This window comes from Rhodanobacter soli (assembly GCF_039523495.1).
Classification (GTDB): Bacteria; Pseudomonadota; Gammaproteobacteria; order Xanthomonadales; family Rhodanobacteraceae; genus Rhodanobacter; species Rhodanobacter soli.
In genome coordinates this window covers 1,323,069-1,340,180 of sequence record NZ_BAAAFK010000001.1, presented here as the reverse complement: position 1 = coordinate 1,340,180, position 17,112 = coordinate 1,323,069, and the positions used below count along the sequence as shown (strand labels likewise).

Annotated in this window: 9 protein-coding genes; 3 read left to right on the top strand and 6 right to left on the bottom strand. The window is 67.2% G+C overall.

Annotated elements, in window-relative coordinates; genetic code table 11:
- Nucleotides 1-12 precede the first annotated feature (12 nt).
- Complete coding sequence (locus tag ABD024_RS06040) at nucleotides 13-1,290, bottom strand: RNA polymerase sigma factor (protein ID WP_343850670.1); 1,278 nt, start codon at nucleotides 1,288-1,290, stop codon at nucleotides 13-15.
- A gap of 135 nt (nucleotides 1,291-1,425) precedes the next feature.
- Nucleotides 1,426-1,845: a YciI family protein gene (locus tag ABD024_RS06035; protein WP_343850668.1), complete on the bottom strand. Its 420-nt coding sequence runs from the start codon at nucleotides 1,843-1,845 to the stop codon at nucleotides 1,426-1,428.
- 177 nt (nucleotides 1,846-2,022) lie between these two features.
- Between ABD024_RS06035 and recC the strand changes: the two genes are divergently transcribed.
- From recC to recD, 3 genes are read left to right on the top strand one after another with little or no spacing between them, the layout of a single operon-like run.
- Complete coding sequence (gene recC, locus ABD024_RS06030) at nucleotides 2,023-5,451, top strand: exodeoxyribonuclease V subunit gamma (RefSeq protein WP_343850666.1); 3,429 nt, start codon at nucleotides 2,023-2,025, stop codon at nucleotides 5,449-5,451.
- Nucleotides 5,448-9,029, top strand: a complete 3,582-nt coding sequence (locus tag ABD024_RS06025) for a UvrD-helicase domain-containing protein (RefSeq protein ID WP_343850664.1) — start codon at nucleotides 5,448-5,450, stop codon at nucleotides 9,027-9,029. Before recC ends, ABD024_RS06025 begins: the two co-directional genes overlap by 4 nt.
- A complete protein-coding gene (gene recD, locus ABD024_RS06020; protein ID WP_343850662.1) occupies nucleotides 9,026-10,900 on the top strand; it encodes an exodeoxyribonuclease V subunit alpha in 1,875 nt (624 codons plus the stop codon). The genes ABD024_RS06025 and recD overlap by 4 nt, the downstream gene beginning before the upstream one ends.
- A gap of 122 nt (nucleotides 10,901-11,022) precedes the next feature.
- On the opposite strand, the gene ABD024_RS06015 is transcribed toward recD, so the two are convergent.
- From ABD024_RS06015 to ABD024_RS06000, 4 genes are all read right to left on the bottom strand, one after another.
- Nucleotides 11,023-11,547: a type IV pilin protein gene (locus tag ABD024_RS06015; RefSeq protein WP_343850660.1), complete on the bottom strand. Its 525-nt coding sequence runs from the start codon at nucleotides 11,545-11,547 to the stop codon at nucleotides 11,023-11,025.
- A 13-nt stretch (nucleotides 11,548-11,560) separates the two neighbouring features.
- Nucleotides 11,561-15,394, bottom strand: coding sequence for a pilus assembly protein (locus ABD024_RS06010; protein ID WP_343850658.1), 3,834 nt, complete (start codon nucleotides 15,392-15,394; stop codon nucleotides 11,561-11,563).
- Between the two features lie 67 nt (nucleotides 15,395-15,461).
- Complete coding sequence (locus tag ABD024_RS06005; protein ID WP_343850656.1) at nucleotides 15,462-16,085, bottom strand: pilus assembly PilX family protein; 624 nt, start codon at nucleotides 16,083-16,085, stop codon at nucleotides 15,462-15,464.
- Between the two features lies 1 nt (nucleotide 16,086).
- The gene (locus ABD024_RS06000) at nucleotides 16,087-17,112 is read right to left on the bottom strand and encodes a prepilin-type N-terminal cleavage/methylation domain-containing protein (RefSeq protein WP_343850654.1); all 1,026 of its coding nucleotides are present in this window, start codon (nucleotides 17,110-17,112) and stop codon (nucleotides 16,087-16,089) included.

The following is a 17,112-nucleotide window of genomic DNA, read 5'->3' as shown; positions in this document are numbered from 1 at the left end:
GATCGACACCGTTCACTCGGGCGACGCGCTCTCCCCACATGCCCGGGCGCGCTTGCGCATCAGCTCGCGCTCGCGCCGGTTCATGGCCAGCCCGGCCGCCCGCTCGAACTCCCGGCGCGCCTCGTCGACACGGCCCAGCCGGGCCAGCAAATCACCCCGCACCGCGGGCAGCAGGTGGTATCGCTGCAGGCTCGGCTCGTCGATCAGGGCATCGGCCAATGCGAGGCCCGCCGCCGCGCCACCCGCCATGCCGACGGCTACCGCGCGGTTGAGTTCGACGATCGGCGACGGCGTCACCTGAGCCAGGGTCGCATACAGTGCGGCGATGCCCGGCCAATCGGTCTCCTCGCTGGTCAGCGCGCGCGCGTGGCAGGCGGCAATCGCCGCCTGCAGCGCATACGGACCCAGCGCACCGCCCAGCTCCCGGGCCCGTTTCAGGGCAGCCAGACCGCGGCGGATCAGCAGCCGGTCCCACAGCGCCCGATCCTGCTCCAGCAGCAGGATCGGCTCGCCGCGCGCGTCCACGCGTGCGCGCGAACGCGAGGCCTGCAGCTCCATCAGCGCCACCAGGCCATGCACCTCGGGCTCGCGCGGCATCAGGCCGGCCAGCACCCGGCCCAGGCGCAGGGCGTCCTCGCACAAGGCCGGGCGCATCCAGTCGTCGCCGGCGGTGGCCGAGTAGCCCTCGTTGAAGATCAGGTAGATCACCCCGAGCACCGACGAAAGACGTTCGACAAGCTCATCGCCGCGGGGCACCTCGTACGCCACCGCGGCCTTGGCGAGGCTGCGCTTGGCGCGAACGATGCGCTGCGCGATGGTCGGCTCGGGCACCAGGAAGGCGCGTGCGATTTCCTCCGTGGTCAGACCGCCAAGCAGGCGCAGGGTCAGCGCCACGCGCGCCTCCATGGACAGCAACGGATGGCAGGCGGTGAAGATCAACCGCAGCAAGTCGTCGCCGAACGGGTCGTCCAGCGCTGCCTCGTCCGCGGACCTTGCGCATTCCTGCTCGTGCTCCAGCTCGTGCATCAGTTGCTCGTGCTTGCGTTCGAGCAGCTTGCTGCGGCGCAGCCGGTCGATCGCGCGGTGCTTCGCGGTGGTCATCAGCCACGCGCCGGGGTTGTCCGGCACGCCGGTTTGCGGCCACTGCTCCAACGCCACTACCAGCGCATCCTGCGCCAGCTCCTCGGCCAGGCCGACATCGCGCAGCATGCGGGCGAGGCCGGCGATCAGCCGGGCCGACTCGATCCGCCAGACGGCGTCGATGGTGCGATGGGTATCGGTCACGCTCATGGCAACCGATCACAGCATCCCCGCTGCGCCGGCGCAAGGCCGGAAGCAACGCCTTCGCCTAGGGCCCGGCCAGCATCATGAAGCACATGGCGGTTCCTTGGCGCATTCGCGCGGAAACCAGCCCCGAGACCCGACTCATGATTTCGCCGCAATCTGCGCGCGCAGCCGTTCCTCCTGCTCGCGCAGCTCGGGGGTGAACTCCGCGCCGAAATCGTCGGCCTCGAACACCTGGCGGATCTCGACCTCGGCATCGTCGTCGAACGGCGCGCGCTTGAGCCACTCGATCGCCTCCTGCATCGACTTCACCTGCCACAGCCAGAAGCCGGCAATCAGTTCCTTGGTTTCCGCGAACGGTCCGTCGGTCACCGTGCGCGCGCGGCCGGAGAACTTCACCCGCACGCCCTTCGAACTGGGCTGCAGGCCCTCGCCCGCCAGCATGATGCCGGCCTTCACCAGTTCCTCGTTGAACTTGCCCATCGCGGTCAACAGCTGCTCGCTGGGCATCACGCCGGCTTCCGAGTCCGAAGTCGCTTTCACTATCACCATGCATCGCATCGTCGTGTCTCCTTCGAATGGGGCGGGAGCCAGGCACGCCAACCCCAGCTCTATCCGGACGACGAACGGCGAACCGGCAAATCGACACGACAGCCTGCAGGCAGCTGGAACCCCAATCGCAAACGATGAGTCGCGGCTCGGTATGCTGTACGCATTGCGTCAGCGGGGCAGGAAGGAATGAGGGAAGACCCAGGCGGACTGATCGTCCATCGCGGCAGCCGCACCGAGCGGCTGGCCGATGCGCTGGCGCTGCAGCTGGAAGCGCAACGACCGGCCAATCCGCTGGCCGCGCAGACCGTGGTGGCGGCGCACCCGGGGCTGCAGCGCTGGCTGCTCGGCCGCCTGGCGCAGCGCCGTGGCCCGCACGGCGGGCACGGCATCGCCGCCAATTACGAGATGATCTTGCCCTGGCAGTGGTTCGAGCGCTGCGCGCGCCGCATGCTGGGCGACGAGGCGCTGATCGGCGGCGCGTATCGGCATGAAGTGCTGCGCTGGCGTCTGCTGCAGGTGCTGTCCACATCGAACGCGGCGGAAGTCCGCGCCTATCTGGCCGGCGACGATGCCGCGCGGCGCGGTTTCCAGCTGGCCGAGCACCTGGCTGGCCTGTACACCCAGTACCTGATCTACCGGCCAGACTGGATCCTCGACTGGGAACAGCACCCGACCCGCCACGACGGCGACTGGCAGGCGACGCTGTGGCATCGGCTGCGAACCTCCATCCAGCGCCCGCACCGCGCGCAGCGCAGCGCCGCCCTGCTTGATGCACTGCGTGCCGGCAACGGCCTGGCCAGCGATCCGCCGCTGCACGTGTTCGGCGTCAGCCACCTGCCGCCCGACGTGCTGGCGGCGCTGCAGGCCGCCGCACTGCACACGCCGGTGCATCTGTATTTTCCCGACCCCTGCCGCGAACACTGGGTGTATCTGCGCAAGCAGCGCTTCCTGCTCGCCCATGCGGACGATCCGGAAGCGCTGTATTACGAGGTCGGCCATCCGCTGCTGGTGGCACTCGGCCGCATCGCGCAGGATTTCTGCCTCACCCTGGACGAGTGCGACGCCATCGACGAGCGCGACCCGCTCGACGAGGCCGAGCCGCTCGACGATGCCACCGCGCTGCTCGCCCGACTGCAGTCCAGCATCCGCTGCCTGCAGCCGGAGCTGGTCGGCGCACCGATCCGCGAACAACTGGCCGGCGGTGCCGCCCTCGGCGAGATCTTGCCCGCGTTGCGCCACGACGCCAGCCTGCGCGTGCACGCCTGCCACACCCGCCTGCGCGAACTGGAAGTGCTGAAGAACGCCCTGCTGCGCTGCCTGGCCGACGACCCGACCCTGCAGCATCGCGACATCGTGGTGATGGCGCCCGACATCGGCGCCTACGCACCGTACCTCGCGGCGGTGTTCGGCGAGCCGGCGCAATACCGCAGCGATCCGCTGCACATTCCCTGGCACCTGGCCGACGTCGGGCTGGCCCGTGCGCATCCGCTGATGAGCGCGTTCGCGCAGGTGCTGGACCTGGCCGAGAGCCGCTTCACGGTCAGCGAGGTGCTGGATTTCCTCGACGTGCCGGCAGTGGCGCGGCGTTTCGCGATCGACGCCGGTGGTCGCGACGCGCTGGAGCGCTGGCTGCGCCGCGCCCGCGTGGCGTGGGGCCTGGATGCCGCGATGAAGGCCGAGGCCGGCGCGGCGGCGGTCGACACGAATTCATGGCAGTTCGGCTTCGACCGCATGTATGCCGGGCTGATCGTGGGCCAGGATGCGGAGGGCGAACTGCTTGACGGCATCCTGCCGCTGCAGGGCGTCGCCGGCAGCGCGGTGGAGGCGCTGGGCCAGTTCGACCGCCTGCTCGGCGAACTGCGCCAGGCGCGCCACGCCTTCGCCAGCGCGCGCCCGCTGGCCGCGTGGAGCGAGTGGTTGCAGGAACGGATCGACGCGCTGTTTCTCGCCGACCAGCGCGACGACGCCGAGCAGAACGCACTCGACGCCCTGCGCCGGCTCGTCGCCGGCCTCGCCAGCCAGGCCGCCGAAGCCGACGTCCACGCACCGCTGCCATGGAGCGTGGTGCGCGAGGCGCTGCGCGGTGCGCTCGACGCGGTGCCGGAGCGTCAGGCCTTCCTGCTCGGCGGGGTGACCTTCTGCGGACTGGTGCCGCAGCGCTCGATCCCGTTCCGCGTGGTCTGCCTGCTCGGCATGAACGAGGGCGAGTTCCCACGCCCCGGCAACGACGCCGGACTCAACAAGATCCTCGGCCAGCCGCGCCGCGGCGACCGCGACACGCGCAGCGAGGATCGCTACCTGTTCCTGGAAGCGCTGATGTCGGCGCGCGACGTGCTGCACATCAGCTACGTCGGCGAAGGCGTGCGCGACGGCAAGCCGCGCAATCCCGCCGCGCCGCTGGCCGAGCTGCTGCAGTTCCTCGATGAACAGCACGCCATTGCCGACGACGACAAGGCCGAGCGGCCATGGCGCATCCGCCACCCGCTGCAGCCGTTCGACGCGCGCTACTACGAGCGCGATGCCGAAGGCCAACCCCGGCACGATCCGCGGCTGTTCTCGTACGACCCCGCCTTCCTCGCTGTGCCCACGGCGGACGACGGCCAGCGCTTCATCACGCCCGCACCGGTCGCCACGAAAACCCTGCCCACCGGTGGCGAGATCGCACTGGCCGCACTCAAGCGCTACTGGCGCGATCCTGTCCGGGAGGCACTGCTGCGCGGTCACGGCATCAGCCTGCAGGCATTGGACAACGCCGGCTGGCCCGATCGCGAACCGCTGGAGACCGGACTCGACCGCATCGAACGCGTCGATCACCGGCTGTTGTTCGAAGCGCTCGCCGCCGGTCGCTGCGAATTGCCCGACGAACCACCCGCCTGGCTGGCCCACTCCGGCATGCTCGCCGGCGGCGCGATAGGCGAGCAAACCTACGCGCAACTGCGCGACTCGCTGCATCCCCTGCTCGACGGTGCGCACAAGCTGTTTGCCGACGGCCGGGCGCAGCCCGTGGCGCAGGCGGTCGACCTGGATCTCGGCGATGACCTGCGCCTGACCGGCGTGGTCGACCGGGTATTCCACGGCGTTGACGGCGCCCTGCTGTTCGATGCGCAACCGTCGCGTGCCGCGGGACTGAAGGACATCCTCGCCTTCTACATCGACTGGGCCGCACTGCGGCTGACCCGCGCCGACGCCGTGCACGGCGAGTACCTGGAGCCCACGTCCAACAACAGAAAGTCACGCAGCGCGGGGCTGCTCGTCCCTGTGCTGGCGCAGGATGCCGCGCAACTGCGTCGCGGGCTGCGCCAGCTGATCGAGGCGTACCTGTCTGCCGAACAACAACCGCTGCTGTTCTTCCCGCGCACCGCGCAGGCTTATGCCGCCAGCGCGCCACAAGAGCGCCTTGCCAAGGCTGCCGCCGCCTGGGAAGGCGACGATTTCAACGGCGGCGAACGCGACTACGCGCCCGGCTACGCGGCCCTGCTGAGCCGCGGACTGGATCTTTTCGACGAAGCCGGTCCCGCGCACCGTGCCTTCGTCGCCGCCACCGAACTGGTCTGCGACGTGCTCGACCCGGGACATACGACACTGATGAAGGTTGCGCAGGAGATCCGCCCTTGACCGCCGCCGACGCCACCGCCCTGCCCCCGCTCGACTGGCGCGCCATGCCGCTGCATGGGCGCATCCTGATCGAGGCCAGCGCCGGCACCGGCAAGACCTGGAACATCGGCGTGATCTACCTGCGCCTGCTGCTCGAACGCAAGCTGAGCGTGGAGCAGATCCTGGTGACCACCTTCACCGATGCCGCCGCGCAGGAATTGCGCGAGCGCCTGCGCCGGCGCCTGGTCGAGGTCGAGCGGCTGCTCGCATCCGCGTCCATCGATGCGGCCAGCGACAATCCGCTGGAAAGCTGGCTGGCCGCACTGTGTCCCGACGAAGACCGCATCCGTTGCGCGCTGCGCCGGATCCAGCTCGCCCGCACCGACCTCGACCGCGCGCCGGTCTCCACCATCCACGCACTGTGCCAGCGCATCCAGCGCGACTATCCGCTGGAAAGCGGCGCCGCGTTTGCCAACGACAAGCTGTTCGACGAACAGCAGCTGATGCGCGAATGCGTGGAGGATTTCTGGCGCCGCCGCTACCTCGCCGGCAGCGTCGATCCGCGCGAAGCCGAGCTGCTGTTGAAGGACGGCCCGGAAGGGCTGCTGCGCGATCTCGGCGGACTGGCGAACAGCACTGACGCACGCATCGAGGCCGGCGGCCTGGTCGAACTCGAACGCCGGCTGGCCGCGCTGCACACGCCGGAAAACGTCGCCGAACTGCAACGGCTGGCCGGCGACAAGACCTTGTACGCGCCGCGCAAGAGTGCGCTGTCGAACCGGCTCGACAAGATCGCCCGTGCGCTGCAGGACGACGATGAGGAACAGCTGGCTGCTGCACTCGACGACGCGTTCGACCCCGACCAGGTACTCGCGCAGGAAGCACTCGCCAGCGCCGGCACGCTCAACGCCCACCCCTTGATCGAAGCCCTGCGGGTGCTGCGTCCGCTGCTGCAGCTGCGCACCACGTTCACCCGCGGTGCGGTACTGGCCGAAGCGGCGCAAACCTGCCGCGAAGAGATGCCGCGACGCGCGCGCCAGCGCCACGTCATGACGTTTTCGATGCTGATCGATGCGGTGTACCAGCGGCTCTGCGGCGAACAGGCCGACGACGTGCTGGCGGACCGTCTGTACGAAGCCTACCCGGTGGCGCTGATCGACGAATTCCAGGACACCGACCAGCGCCAGTTCGCGATCTTCGAGCGCATCTATCGCGAACGCGGCACGCTGGTGATGATCGGTGACCCCAAGCAGGCCATCTACAGTTTCCGCGGCGGCGACATCGCCGCCTACCTGCGCGCCAGCGAACAGGCCAGCCAGCGCTTTTCGCTGGGCACCAACCACCGTTCCAGTCGCGCCTTGGTCGCTGCCCTGAACGCTTGGTACAGCCAAGCGGAGGGCGGTTTCGGCCAGCCACAAATTCGCTACCAGCAGGTTGCGCCGGCCGGCAAGGCGGACGAGAAACCGTACACCGTCGGCGATGAAGCCGTGGCGCAACCTGTGGTGCTCCACCCGTTTCGCGGCGACGCCGTCGACAAGAAAGGCAACCCGCTGAAGGCGCTCGGCGAACTCGAGGCATTGGCGCTGGACGACTGCGCCAACCGCATCGCCGAACTGCTCAACGACCCGCAACAACAGATCGGCGGCCAGCGGGTGAACCCGGGCGATATCGCCGTGCTGCTGTCCACCAACCACCAGATCGTGGCGCTGCGCACGCGCCTGGTCGCGCGCGGCGTGCCCTGCGTGGGCAGCGGTCGCGGCAACATCTTCGCCGGCGAGGTCGCGCGCGAGCTGGAGCTGATCCTGTACGCCGTGCTGCATCCCGACGACGACCAGGCCGTGCGCGGCGCGCTGGCCACCGCCCTGCTCGGCGCCACGCTGGAACAATTCCGCACCTGGCAGGATCAGCCCGCCGCGTTCGAGCGCGAGCTGGAACGCTTCGAAGCGTGGCGCGACCTGGTCCGCACGCGCGGCGTGCTGGCGCTGATCGAGGCCTTGTTGGCCGCGCGCGCCACCGCCCTGCTGGCGTTGCCCGAAGGCGAACGCGTACTCACCGACCTGCGCCATCTGGGCGAACTGCTGGCCGGGGAGGAAGCCGCCCGACAAGGGTTGGACGGGCTGTACGCGTGGCTGCTCGAAATGCGCCAGGAAGGCAGCGACGGCGACGCCGAGGCGGCCGACGAGCGCCAGCTGCGCATCGAGAGCGATGCGCGCCGGGTGCAGTTGCTCACCATCCACGCCAGCAAGGGGCTGGAGTTTTCGATCGTGTTCCTGCCGCTGGTGTGGCGCATCGGCAGTCGCAACGGCAGCTACGCGCCGAAGCTGTTGCGCTACCACGACGCCAGCGGCCGACGCTGCGTCGACCTCGGCTCGGTGGATTTCGTCGAGCATCGCGGCCGGCATTTCCGCGAGGAACTGGAGGAACGCCTGCGCCTGCTCTACGTGGCGCTGACCCGCGCCGTGCATGCGGTGCATGTGTACTGGGTCGACCGCGGCCCGCTGCCCGGCGGCGAGGCACAAGCGTGGGAATGGGCGGCGATCGACCTGCTGATCGGGCAGGCCCAGCGGCAACTGGCGTTGCCCGAAGGCGAGGCTTCGCTCGACCGCCTGGCCGCAGCTCTCGGCGGCATGCAACTGTCACCGCCGTTTGCCGAGGTCTTCACCCGCTACCGGGCACCAGTCGAGCTGGCTGCGCCGCGCGCCACCCAGGCACCGCTGCCGCAACCGCGGCCGTTCCAATGGCTGCACAGCTTCAGTGGCCTCACCCGCTACGCGGCGGCCGCGGTGGTGATCGACGACGACGGCATCGAGGCATCCGACGGCGCGGAGCCACCGGCCGAAACCGCCGAAGACAGCCGCCTGCTGGCCTTGTACCCGCTGCGCGGCCCGCGCTTCGGCGACGCCGTGCACCACGTGCTGGAGCTGGCCCAGCCCGGCCCGGTCTGGCCCGCACAACGCCAGTTGCTGTACGGCCAGCTGGCCGCGCAGGCGATCAAGGCCAACGGCCCGGCGCCGGACGAAGCGCTGGAACGCGTGGGCCGGATGATCGACCGCGTGCGCCAGGCCGATCTCGGCGACGGCCTGCGACTGATTGATCTGCCCACCGGACAACGCATCACCGAATTCGAATTCCAGTTCCCGGTGCAGCAGGTGCCGCTGGCGCGGCTGCGCCGGATCTGTGCCGCCCACGGCCACGCCGACACGGTGCCGGCCAGCCTCGACGCCACCACATTGAACGGCATGCTGATCGGCTTCGCCGACCTGATCTGCACCTGGGACGGCCGCTTCCACGTGCTCGACTACAAGACCAACTGGCTCGGTGCGCACCTGCACGACTACCAGAGCGATTCGCTCGATGCCGCCATGGCCGTGCACCACTATCCGCTGCAGGCGCTGCTCTACACCGTGGCGCTGCACCGCTACCTTGGCCAGCGATTGGACGGCTATACGGCCGAACATCAGCTCGGCGACAGCTGGTACCTGTTCGTGCGCGCCATCGGCCTGGCGCCGGGGCTGGGCGTATGGCGCCGGCGCTGGCCGGTGGCCTTGATCGAGGCATTGGACGATGCCTTCGCCGGCATCCAGGAGGCGGCCGCATGAACCCCGTGCCCACCGCCGACGAGCGCGCGATCGACCAGACCCTGGCGCAATGGGTCCAGCAGCGCTCCGGCTCGGCCCTGCTCGCCCAGGCCGTGCGCGCAGCCAGTGCCGCCGAAGGCCACGGCCATTCCTGCGCATGGCTGGCCGACCCGCATACCGAAGCCGGTTTCGATGCCGAGGCGCTGGCCGCCCTGCGCCGGCACGACTGGGTCGGCGACGGCACCCGCTTCACTCCGTTCGTGCTCGACGCGCAGCACCGCTTCTACCTGTGGCGCAACTGGCAGCACGAAGCGAAGCTCGCCGATGCGATCCTGCAGCGCTGCGCGCAACGCACGCTGCCGATCGCCGCCGACATCCTGGCTGCCGATCTGCACACGTTGTTCGCCGGCATGCCGCCCGGCCCCACCGACGGGCAGCGCGCCGCCGTGGCCGCCGTGCCCGGCGCGCGCTTCTTCGTGCTCACCGGCGGCCCCGGCACCGGCAAGACCACCACCGTCGTGCGCATGCTGCTGATGCTGCTGCACCACGCACGGGCCTGCGGCCTGCCGGCGCAACCGTCCATCGCGCTGGCCGCGCCCACGGGCAAGGCCGCGCAGCGCCTGGTGCAGGCCATCGCCAAGGGCAAGGCCGAGCTGCAAAGTGCGCTGGCCCCCACAGGAGCGCACCCGGCGCGCGATGCTCTTGATCACGCCACCGAAAAGCGTCGCGCGCAGGGCGCGCTCCTGCAGCAGATTCCGCACGCCGACGCGCGCACGCTGCATCGCCTGCTCGGCTACCGGCCGATGGACAACAGCTTCAGTCGCGGCTCGCACAATCCGCTGGCCGAGGACATCGTGGTGGTGGACGAGGCGTCGATGGTGGACCTGGCGATGATGCGCCAGCTGCTGCAGGCGTTGCGCCCCGAGGCGGTGCTGATCCTGCTCGGCGACCCGGGCCAGCTGGCCTCGGTCGACGCCGGTTCCGTGCTGGCCGACATCGTCGCCGGCGCGCCACGCAACCATCTGCCGTCGTCGCTGGCCAACCTGCTCGCGCCGCTGCTGCAACAGGCGCCCGACCTTGCTGCCGACGCCGCCCCACTGGCCGGCCAGGTACTCACGCTGACCCACACCTGGCGCGCTGGCAGCGGCCTGCAGCGCGGCGTCGAAGCATTGCGCGATACGCCCGATCCTGCGTGGCTCGATGCACTGCTGAGTAAACGCAGCGACGGCGACCTGCTTCTGCGCCACTGCCCCAACGCCCATGCCCTGCGCGCCTGCGTCGATGGCTGGATCGAACGCCACGCCGACCTGCTGCAATCGCTGCTGATGCCGGCCATCGACGCGGCCGAAGCGCTGCAGCGACTGCGCCAGCTGCAAATCCTGTGCGCGCTGCGCGACGGCCCGTTCGGTGCGCAAGGCCTCAACGACCTGATCGCGCGCCGGCTCACCGCCCGTTTCGGCATCGACGGCAGCCGCGCCTGGTATCACGGCCGCCCCGTCATCATCACCCGCAACGACTACGCCCGCGGCCTGTTCAACGGCGACGTCGGCATCGCGCTGGAAGGTGCAGAAGGGCTGCGCGTGTGGTTCGAACTCAGCGACCGCGACGGCAACGCCGGCCTGCGCAGCTACTCGCCACGCGCGCTGCCCGCCCACGACAGCGCCTGGGCGATCACCATCCACCGCAGCCAAGGCTCGGAATACCACGACGTGGCCGTGCTGCTGCCGCCCGACCCGGACAACCGCGTACTCACCCGCGAACTGGTCTATACCGCCATCTCGCGCGCCAGGGCCCACGTCGAAATCTGGACCACCGACGACTCGCTGCGCGCCGCACTGGCGCGGCCGATCCAGCGGCAAGGCGGCTTGCGCGAGCGGCTGCAACTGCCATGAATGCCGTAAAACCAAGGCGCCCCGAACAACCACGCGCCGGTCCGCTCTCCCGGTCTGCCGCGGGGACCAGGAAGGGTTCGTTCCTGGCCTCCCGCTAGCGCAACGCAAAAAACCTCACGGCATCACCAGCACCCAGCCGGCCCCGCAGAACCGGTGGCATCACGCCTACCGGTCTGGTCGATGCTCAGGGTGCCGCATTTGACGTCACGAGTCAGCTGCGCGTTGATCGGCGTGGCCGTCACCGTGTAACTCGATACGCTCAGCGATGAAGACGGCAGGTCGTAGCTGTAGTTGACGCCGGTGCGCTGGGGTGTGGCGCAGTCCAGCGCCGCCGCCGCCACTGTGTTGGCATTGCCGGCGCCATCATTGTTGTAGCGCAGATGGGTGGTGTAATACCGCTCCATGTAATTGGCGTACTCCGACAGGCAGCCCTCGGCCGCTACGCGGTGTGCCTTCACCACGTAGTTGGAATAGGCCGGCACCGCGATCGCAGCCAGGATCGCGATGATCGCCACCACGATCATCAGTTCGATCATGGTGAAGCCCGCGTCGCGCCACACACTAACCGGTACGGCGCGGGGAACCGCTGACAGGCCGGCTTCACCCGCCAGCGGGATACCGCGTTCCATCGACAAGAGCTGCTTCATCGTCTCGATTCCTTTACTGGTTGATCAGCTCTCGCCAGGACACCCGCTCCATGCCACCGCTCGAGCTCGATGTCTTGATGCTGCTGGTCGAACCGTTGTCGAAGCTGGTCAGCATGGTGCTGCCGACGAAGATCGGGTTGTTCGGCAGCGAAGTGAAGCCGATGCCTGCCGCAGGCGCTCCATTGACCTCATCGGACGAGTCGATCTTGCCGTCGCCGTTGATGTCGAAGAAGCTCGTCGACGGATTCGTGCCGGTGAACGGATCGAGGGCCATGATCCAGCCGCGGCCGGACGGGTTGCATGGGTCGGTGGCCTGCGGGATGCGCGTGGTGCCCAGCAGCAGGTTGCCCTGGAACTGGTTGGGCGTGACCATGCGCTCGCCTTCCGCGCCGTTGACCGGTGACGTGAGGTCGATATACCAGCCAGACTTGCCGGTGATCGACGCACTGGCCGCCGCAGCCTGCGCCAGGGTCGTCACGGAGCGCCCATTGCCCACCTCGGCAGTGATGGAACGCTGCACCAGGTTGGCGGTACGCGTCGAAGCCGCAGTCACCGCCAGCCCACTGGTGCCGGACTGCACGATCAGGCCATACCAGCTCTGGGTGTTCAGGTTGGCAAGATCGGTCGTGGTCAGGTAGCGGCCGGTGCCAAAGAACACCCAGGTGTTGCCGGTATTCGGATCCTTGCCGGCCAGCATACCCGCCGTGATCGGCTGCACGTTGCCGCTGGCGTCCATGGCGGTGAACAATTTCACGCCATCACTGTCCGGTGTGGCCGTGGCCGAAGTGCCCACGCTGGTATTGAGCGCGAACGACCACACGTTGCCGTTTGCATCGCCGGCGTAGGCCGCGGTGCTGACACCGTTGCCCGACGGGTCCATCCACACGGCCGGCGCCGCCAAGCCGCTTGTGTCGGTGGTCTTGTGCACATTGAGGGTGCCGTCGGCGAGGTTGAACTGCAGCAGCGCGGCCACGCCGGCCGTACTGTTGTAGCCGTTGCCGATCAGCGCCGACCAAGTGCCGTCGGCGGTTTGCGCGATCACCGGCTTGCCGGTCATCTGGCCGATATAGGTGCTGTTGGCCTGACCATCGCCGGCGGAGCGCTCCCACAGGAACTTCACGCTGGCCGGGTTGGTGATGTCGAGCGCATACACCGTCTTGGCCACACCGCGGCCGGTGGTGCCCACCAGCACGGTCTTCCAGCCCACCGGGCTGCCGATGTAGGCGTCCGCGATGGTCAGCTCGCCATCGTTGAAGAAGCCATGCGCCACCGTGCCGCCGTAGTCCGGGCTCGCCAGCGCACTCACGCCGGCGGTGATCACCGCGCCGGGAAGATAGGCAAACGCCTCCGCACCGGTACCGGCATCGAACGCGTGCAGCATGCCGTCGTTGGCGGCCACATAGACCGTGCCGGCGCGGCTGGCGTTGTTGCTCGCATACTGGGCGAACACCGTCGAGCCGGTGAACTTTTCGGTATAGAACTGGTTCGCATTCGGCGCACCCGCAAAGACCGGCTGCGAATTGACGATGTCGCCGATCGGGATGTCGCGGTTGCGGTAACTGCCCGTGTTGGATTGCTCCTTCGAGGCATCGCCACGCAGGTAGTTGATCAGATCCGTCTCATTGGTGGCCGCACCACCCACCGTGCTCAACGCGGTGTGCTGGGCCGTCGAGAGTGAAGGCAGGCTACCGTCCGTAGCCACATTGAAGTCCACGAACTGGCTGCCAGCCGATGCGGACGGGTTGTAGGTCTTGATGTTCCGGGTGGCGATGGCCGTCGCAGGCAACTGGCTCGAAGCTGTCCAGGTCGGGCTGGTGGCGATGGCTCCGCTGGTGGAATCCACCGCCAACGCCTTCAGGTCGCCCTTCCACTTGGCCGTCCAGTAATTGGCCTGGTACGCCACCGTGCCGGTCTGCAGCTGAGTGGAGTTCGCCGCCAGGCTGGCACCGGTACCTACACGCTCGGCAGCGCGCTTCAGCGCTTCCTTCAAGCCGGTGGCAAACGACTCGGGGCTGGTGGCGGAATAGAAGCCGCCATGGCCGTTGACCGCGGCGTGCGCAAGGTCGGCAATGTTGTTGATCGAATCGGCGCTGGGCTGCGGCCAGATAAAGGGATTGATGGCCTTGCTGCTGTCACCGTTCGCCCAGGCGAATACCTGATCCATCGGGATCTTCGATCCATCCGAATATTGCGGGGTGAAACCCAGTCCCAGGGTGAAGGTCGTCATGTGCTGCCAGAACGCCGGGTCCTCGGCATTGGTTGGCACTTCATTGGCCACCGTGGAGCGAAGGTCCGTATTCCAATACGTCATGGCGACGTCAGCGAGCGTTCCGCTGTAACTGACCGTCGAAGTAGTGGTCTGTATATAGCCGTATTTGCACTGACTCGGCTTTGAATTCTTGCCAGTCGTAGCCGCTACCCAGCTATAGTTCTCGGGACTTTGCGCACTATTCGGCGGACTTATTGCGTTGTTATATGAAGTGGCGCATTGAGCCGAAGTCAAACCAGTTTGCGAGAAACTCTTCAGGGTGTTGGTCGTGGTTAAACCACCGTCCCGGTAAGGCAACGCAGGCGTGTAGGTGTAGCTCTGGCCATTGACCCCCGTCACCGCCGTGCCAGCAGTACCATCCACGTCACCCCTGCTGGTGATAGCGGAAGGGGTAGTTCCGTTCCAGAAACCATCCGTAGTCAGAATGGTATACGACTGGCGACAGGCAAGCTCGGTGCTTCCGGCAGCCGTTGTGTAATCCGGATCGGAGGACATCCCCTGCCACGGCTGCGCCGACTGATAGTACTGACCGACAGCATCCAGCGACGACAGCAAAGGAGTGCCACTATTAGCGTCGACCCCAACCAACCAGCTCCAAAATTTGTTCTTTTGCGTACCGGTAGATCCATTCCCGAAAGGGGCGACCTGCGCAATCACTTTAGTGTTGTATGTGGAGGTGGGCGAAGGTAACCCAGCGCTGTTGTTGCCATTGATGGAGCCAAAACCGACCCGGAACGTAGGATCCAGGGTAGAAAACGAATTCATCAACCCGCTCTTGGCCATCAAGATACGTGTGCGGTAATACGAAAACCAGTTCGCCACGTTCTGCTGTGTTGTCGAACTGTCGTCGCAGTTGGTGCGGCTTGCGGCAGCAACCTTCGCACAATCGCCGGTAAGTCCCACATAATGTCGGGTATACGGGCCGGCAGCTGAACCCGTGGTGTAGGTGAACAGATTAATGGTCGTTGTCGTGCAGGTGCCCTGGTCGGAGCTGAGCGAATCTCCGGCGGAGCAGATTGGTGCTCTATCAGATCGACTTGAACGAGTGCACCACCATGTGCCACTTTTCATGTTCAACGTATAGCCGCTGTCGCACGTGGACGCATACGAAGCTGAGGTTTCGCGAGGAAGGGCCGTGAAATAATCGTAGCTTCCCCCGTTATAAGAGCGCACATCGACGGCGGAAGTATCACGAAATCCATCGTTATACGCTTTGTCCAAACCCGGCGATGCCAGATAATTATCAATGCCATTTGCCTGGGACGGTGGCGCATAAGTAACGCTAGGGTTGTAATACGTTCCGTTATTGGTCGAGTTGCGATAACCGTCTGACGTCGTGCTGGTCAGATAGCCCTTATCCGGCATGTAATCCCAAGCCATCGACCCCGAATCGTCCAGCATCAACACCACGTTCGGCGGCAGCGAGCGCTGGATGATCAGCGGCGACTGGTCGACGGGGACGGTCGCTGCCAGGGCCGGCGTATAGACGACGCCGAGCATCCAGATGGACAGGCTGCTGTACAGCAGCTTGCCCAGGAACCCACTAAACCTGCTGCGTGGACGGGATGATGTGTTCATGACGGTAGCGCTCTCGAATGATGCGTCATGGAAAGGCCCATGCGCCCTGTCAACTTGAAGCGGCTGTTCAACCCTGCTTGACCATGGCCTGCAGCACTACTACGGCACGGTCGCCCACCTGGGCGGGGTCGCCGCTGCGTGCAGTGACGCGGTAATACACAGCGGTGGTGGAAGTGCCTTGGGCACCGTAGTTGTGGGCATTGGCGCTCTGGCCGTAACCGGTGCTGGTGCTGGGGTTGTACCAGTTGCCCATGTTCTCCACCACGTACTGCGGCTGACCGGTGGCCACACTGCTTTTCGCGAATTGGCCCGACGCAGTGCCCGAGGTCACCGTGATGATCTTGCCGGTGTCCAGGTTCGGGTCGTCGAACGGGTTGCCCCGGCAGAACACGCCGCCGGCTTGGCAGTTGCGCGCGATGTCGGTGGGGTTGGCGGCGATGCGCGCCGTTGCGGCACGCATCGCCGCCTCAGCACCCTGGAAGGCGATTTGCCTGTCGAAAAGGTTGGACGCCATCTTCTGCTGCATGATCGTGCCGCGTACGGCGGCCAGGCCGACCAGGGTGATCACCACCAGCAGCAGCAGCGCCACCACTAGGGCCACGCCGCGCTGACCGGCACGCTGCGGGGGTTGCGCGCCGCGCGGGCGGCTTGCGGGATCGGACAGGTTGATGGATGCGGGGACGTGGCTCATTTCATTTCACCCGGTTGCGCACGGTGGTGGTGGCGGTGAAGCTGCGCTTGAGCGGCTTGACGTCGGTGCCGGCACGCTTGTCGACGCTTTCCAGCGTCAGGTTCACCTGCACGGCATCGACCAGGGCCCAATTGGTGACTGCACTGGCCACCGCGAAATCGGCATTGCCCGACTGGTGGTAGGTGATCTTCATGTCGGTGACATCGCGCACCATTTCCTGGGCGGTCGGCGTGGGAACGCCGGCAACGTTGACCAGATCCATGCGATACAGCGAACGGCCACCGACCACCGGGTTGTTGCCGATGTACCAGTCGGCGGCGCCCAGCCTGGTGATCTGCGAGTTGGTGGCAAAGACGTAGCTGGCGCTGCTGCTGCACACGGTGGGAAAGTTCAGGTCCGTGGTGCAATTGCCCGGCGAGCCGCTGGCGGCGTGGGTAATGGTGCCGCCGGCGTAGCTGGTGATCTGCATCAGGGTGGCATGGTCGGGGTCGCAGACGATGACCACGTCGCCGGCCTGCAGGTCGGTGCTTGCCTCGTTGATGGTGAAGGTGGCCGCTGGCTCGGTGTTGACGTTGACGCTCACGCCGGAACCTTCGCCGCCCAGCAGCATGAGCGAATCGGTGCCGCTCACCCGCTGTTTCTCCGCCGTACCAATGGCCACCGCCGGATCGGTCTGGGTGCCGCCAAAACCGACCACCGCATTGTTCCAGTTGGCCCACCACGCCGTGCCGCCACCGGTCGGGCCGTTGTTGAGCACGTTGGCGACACGCCCATTGTTGCTGCAGCCGGTGAGCCCGGCATCGCGGATATCGCGCGCCATCATCTCGAAGGCGATGCGCGAGCCGTCCTGCACGTCGCCCAAGGCCTGGTTGGTGCGGTAGGAACGCTGGTTGGCCAGAAACACACTGACCACGCCGCCGATCACGACCAGGCCCAGCAACATGGCCACCATCAACTCGATCAGGGTGAAGCCGGGCGACAACCCGCCTGGCCGCGACGTGCGCCGTCCCCGGGGAAAAAGAAACAT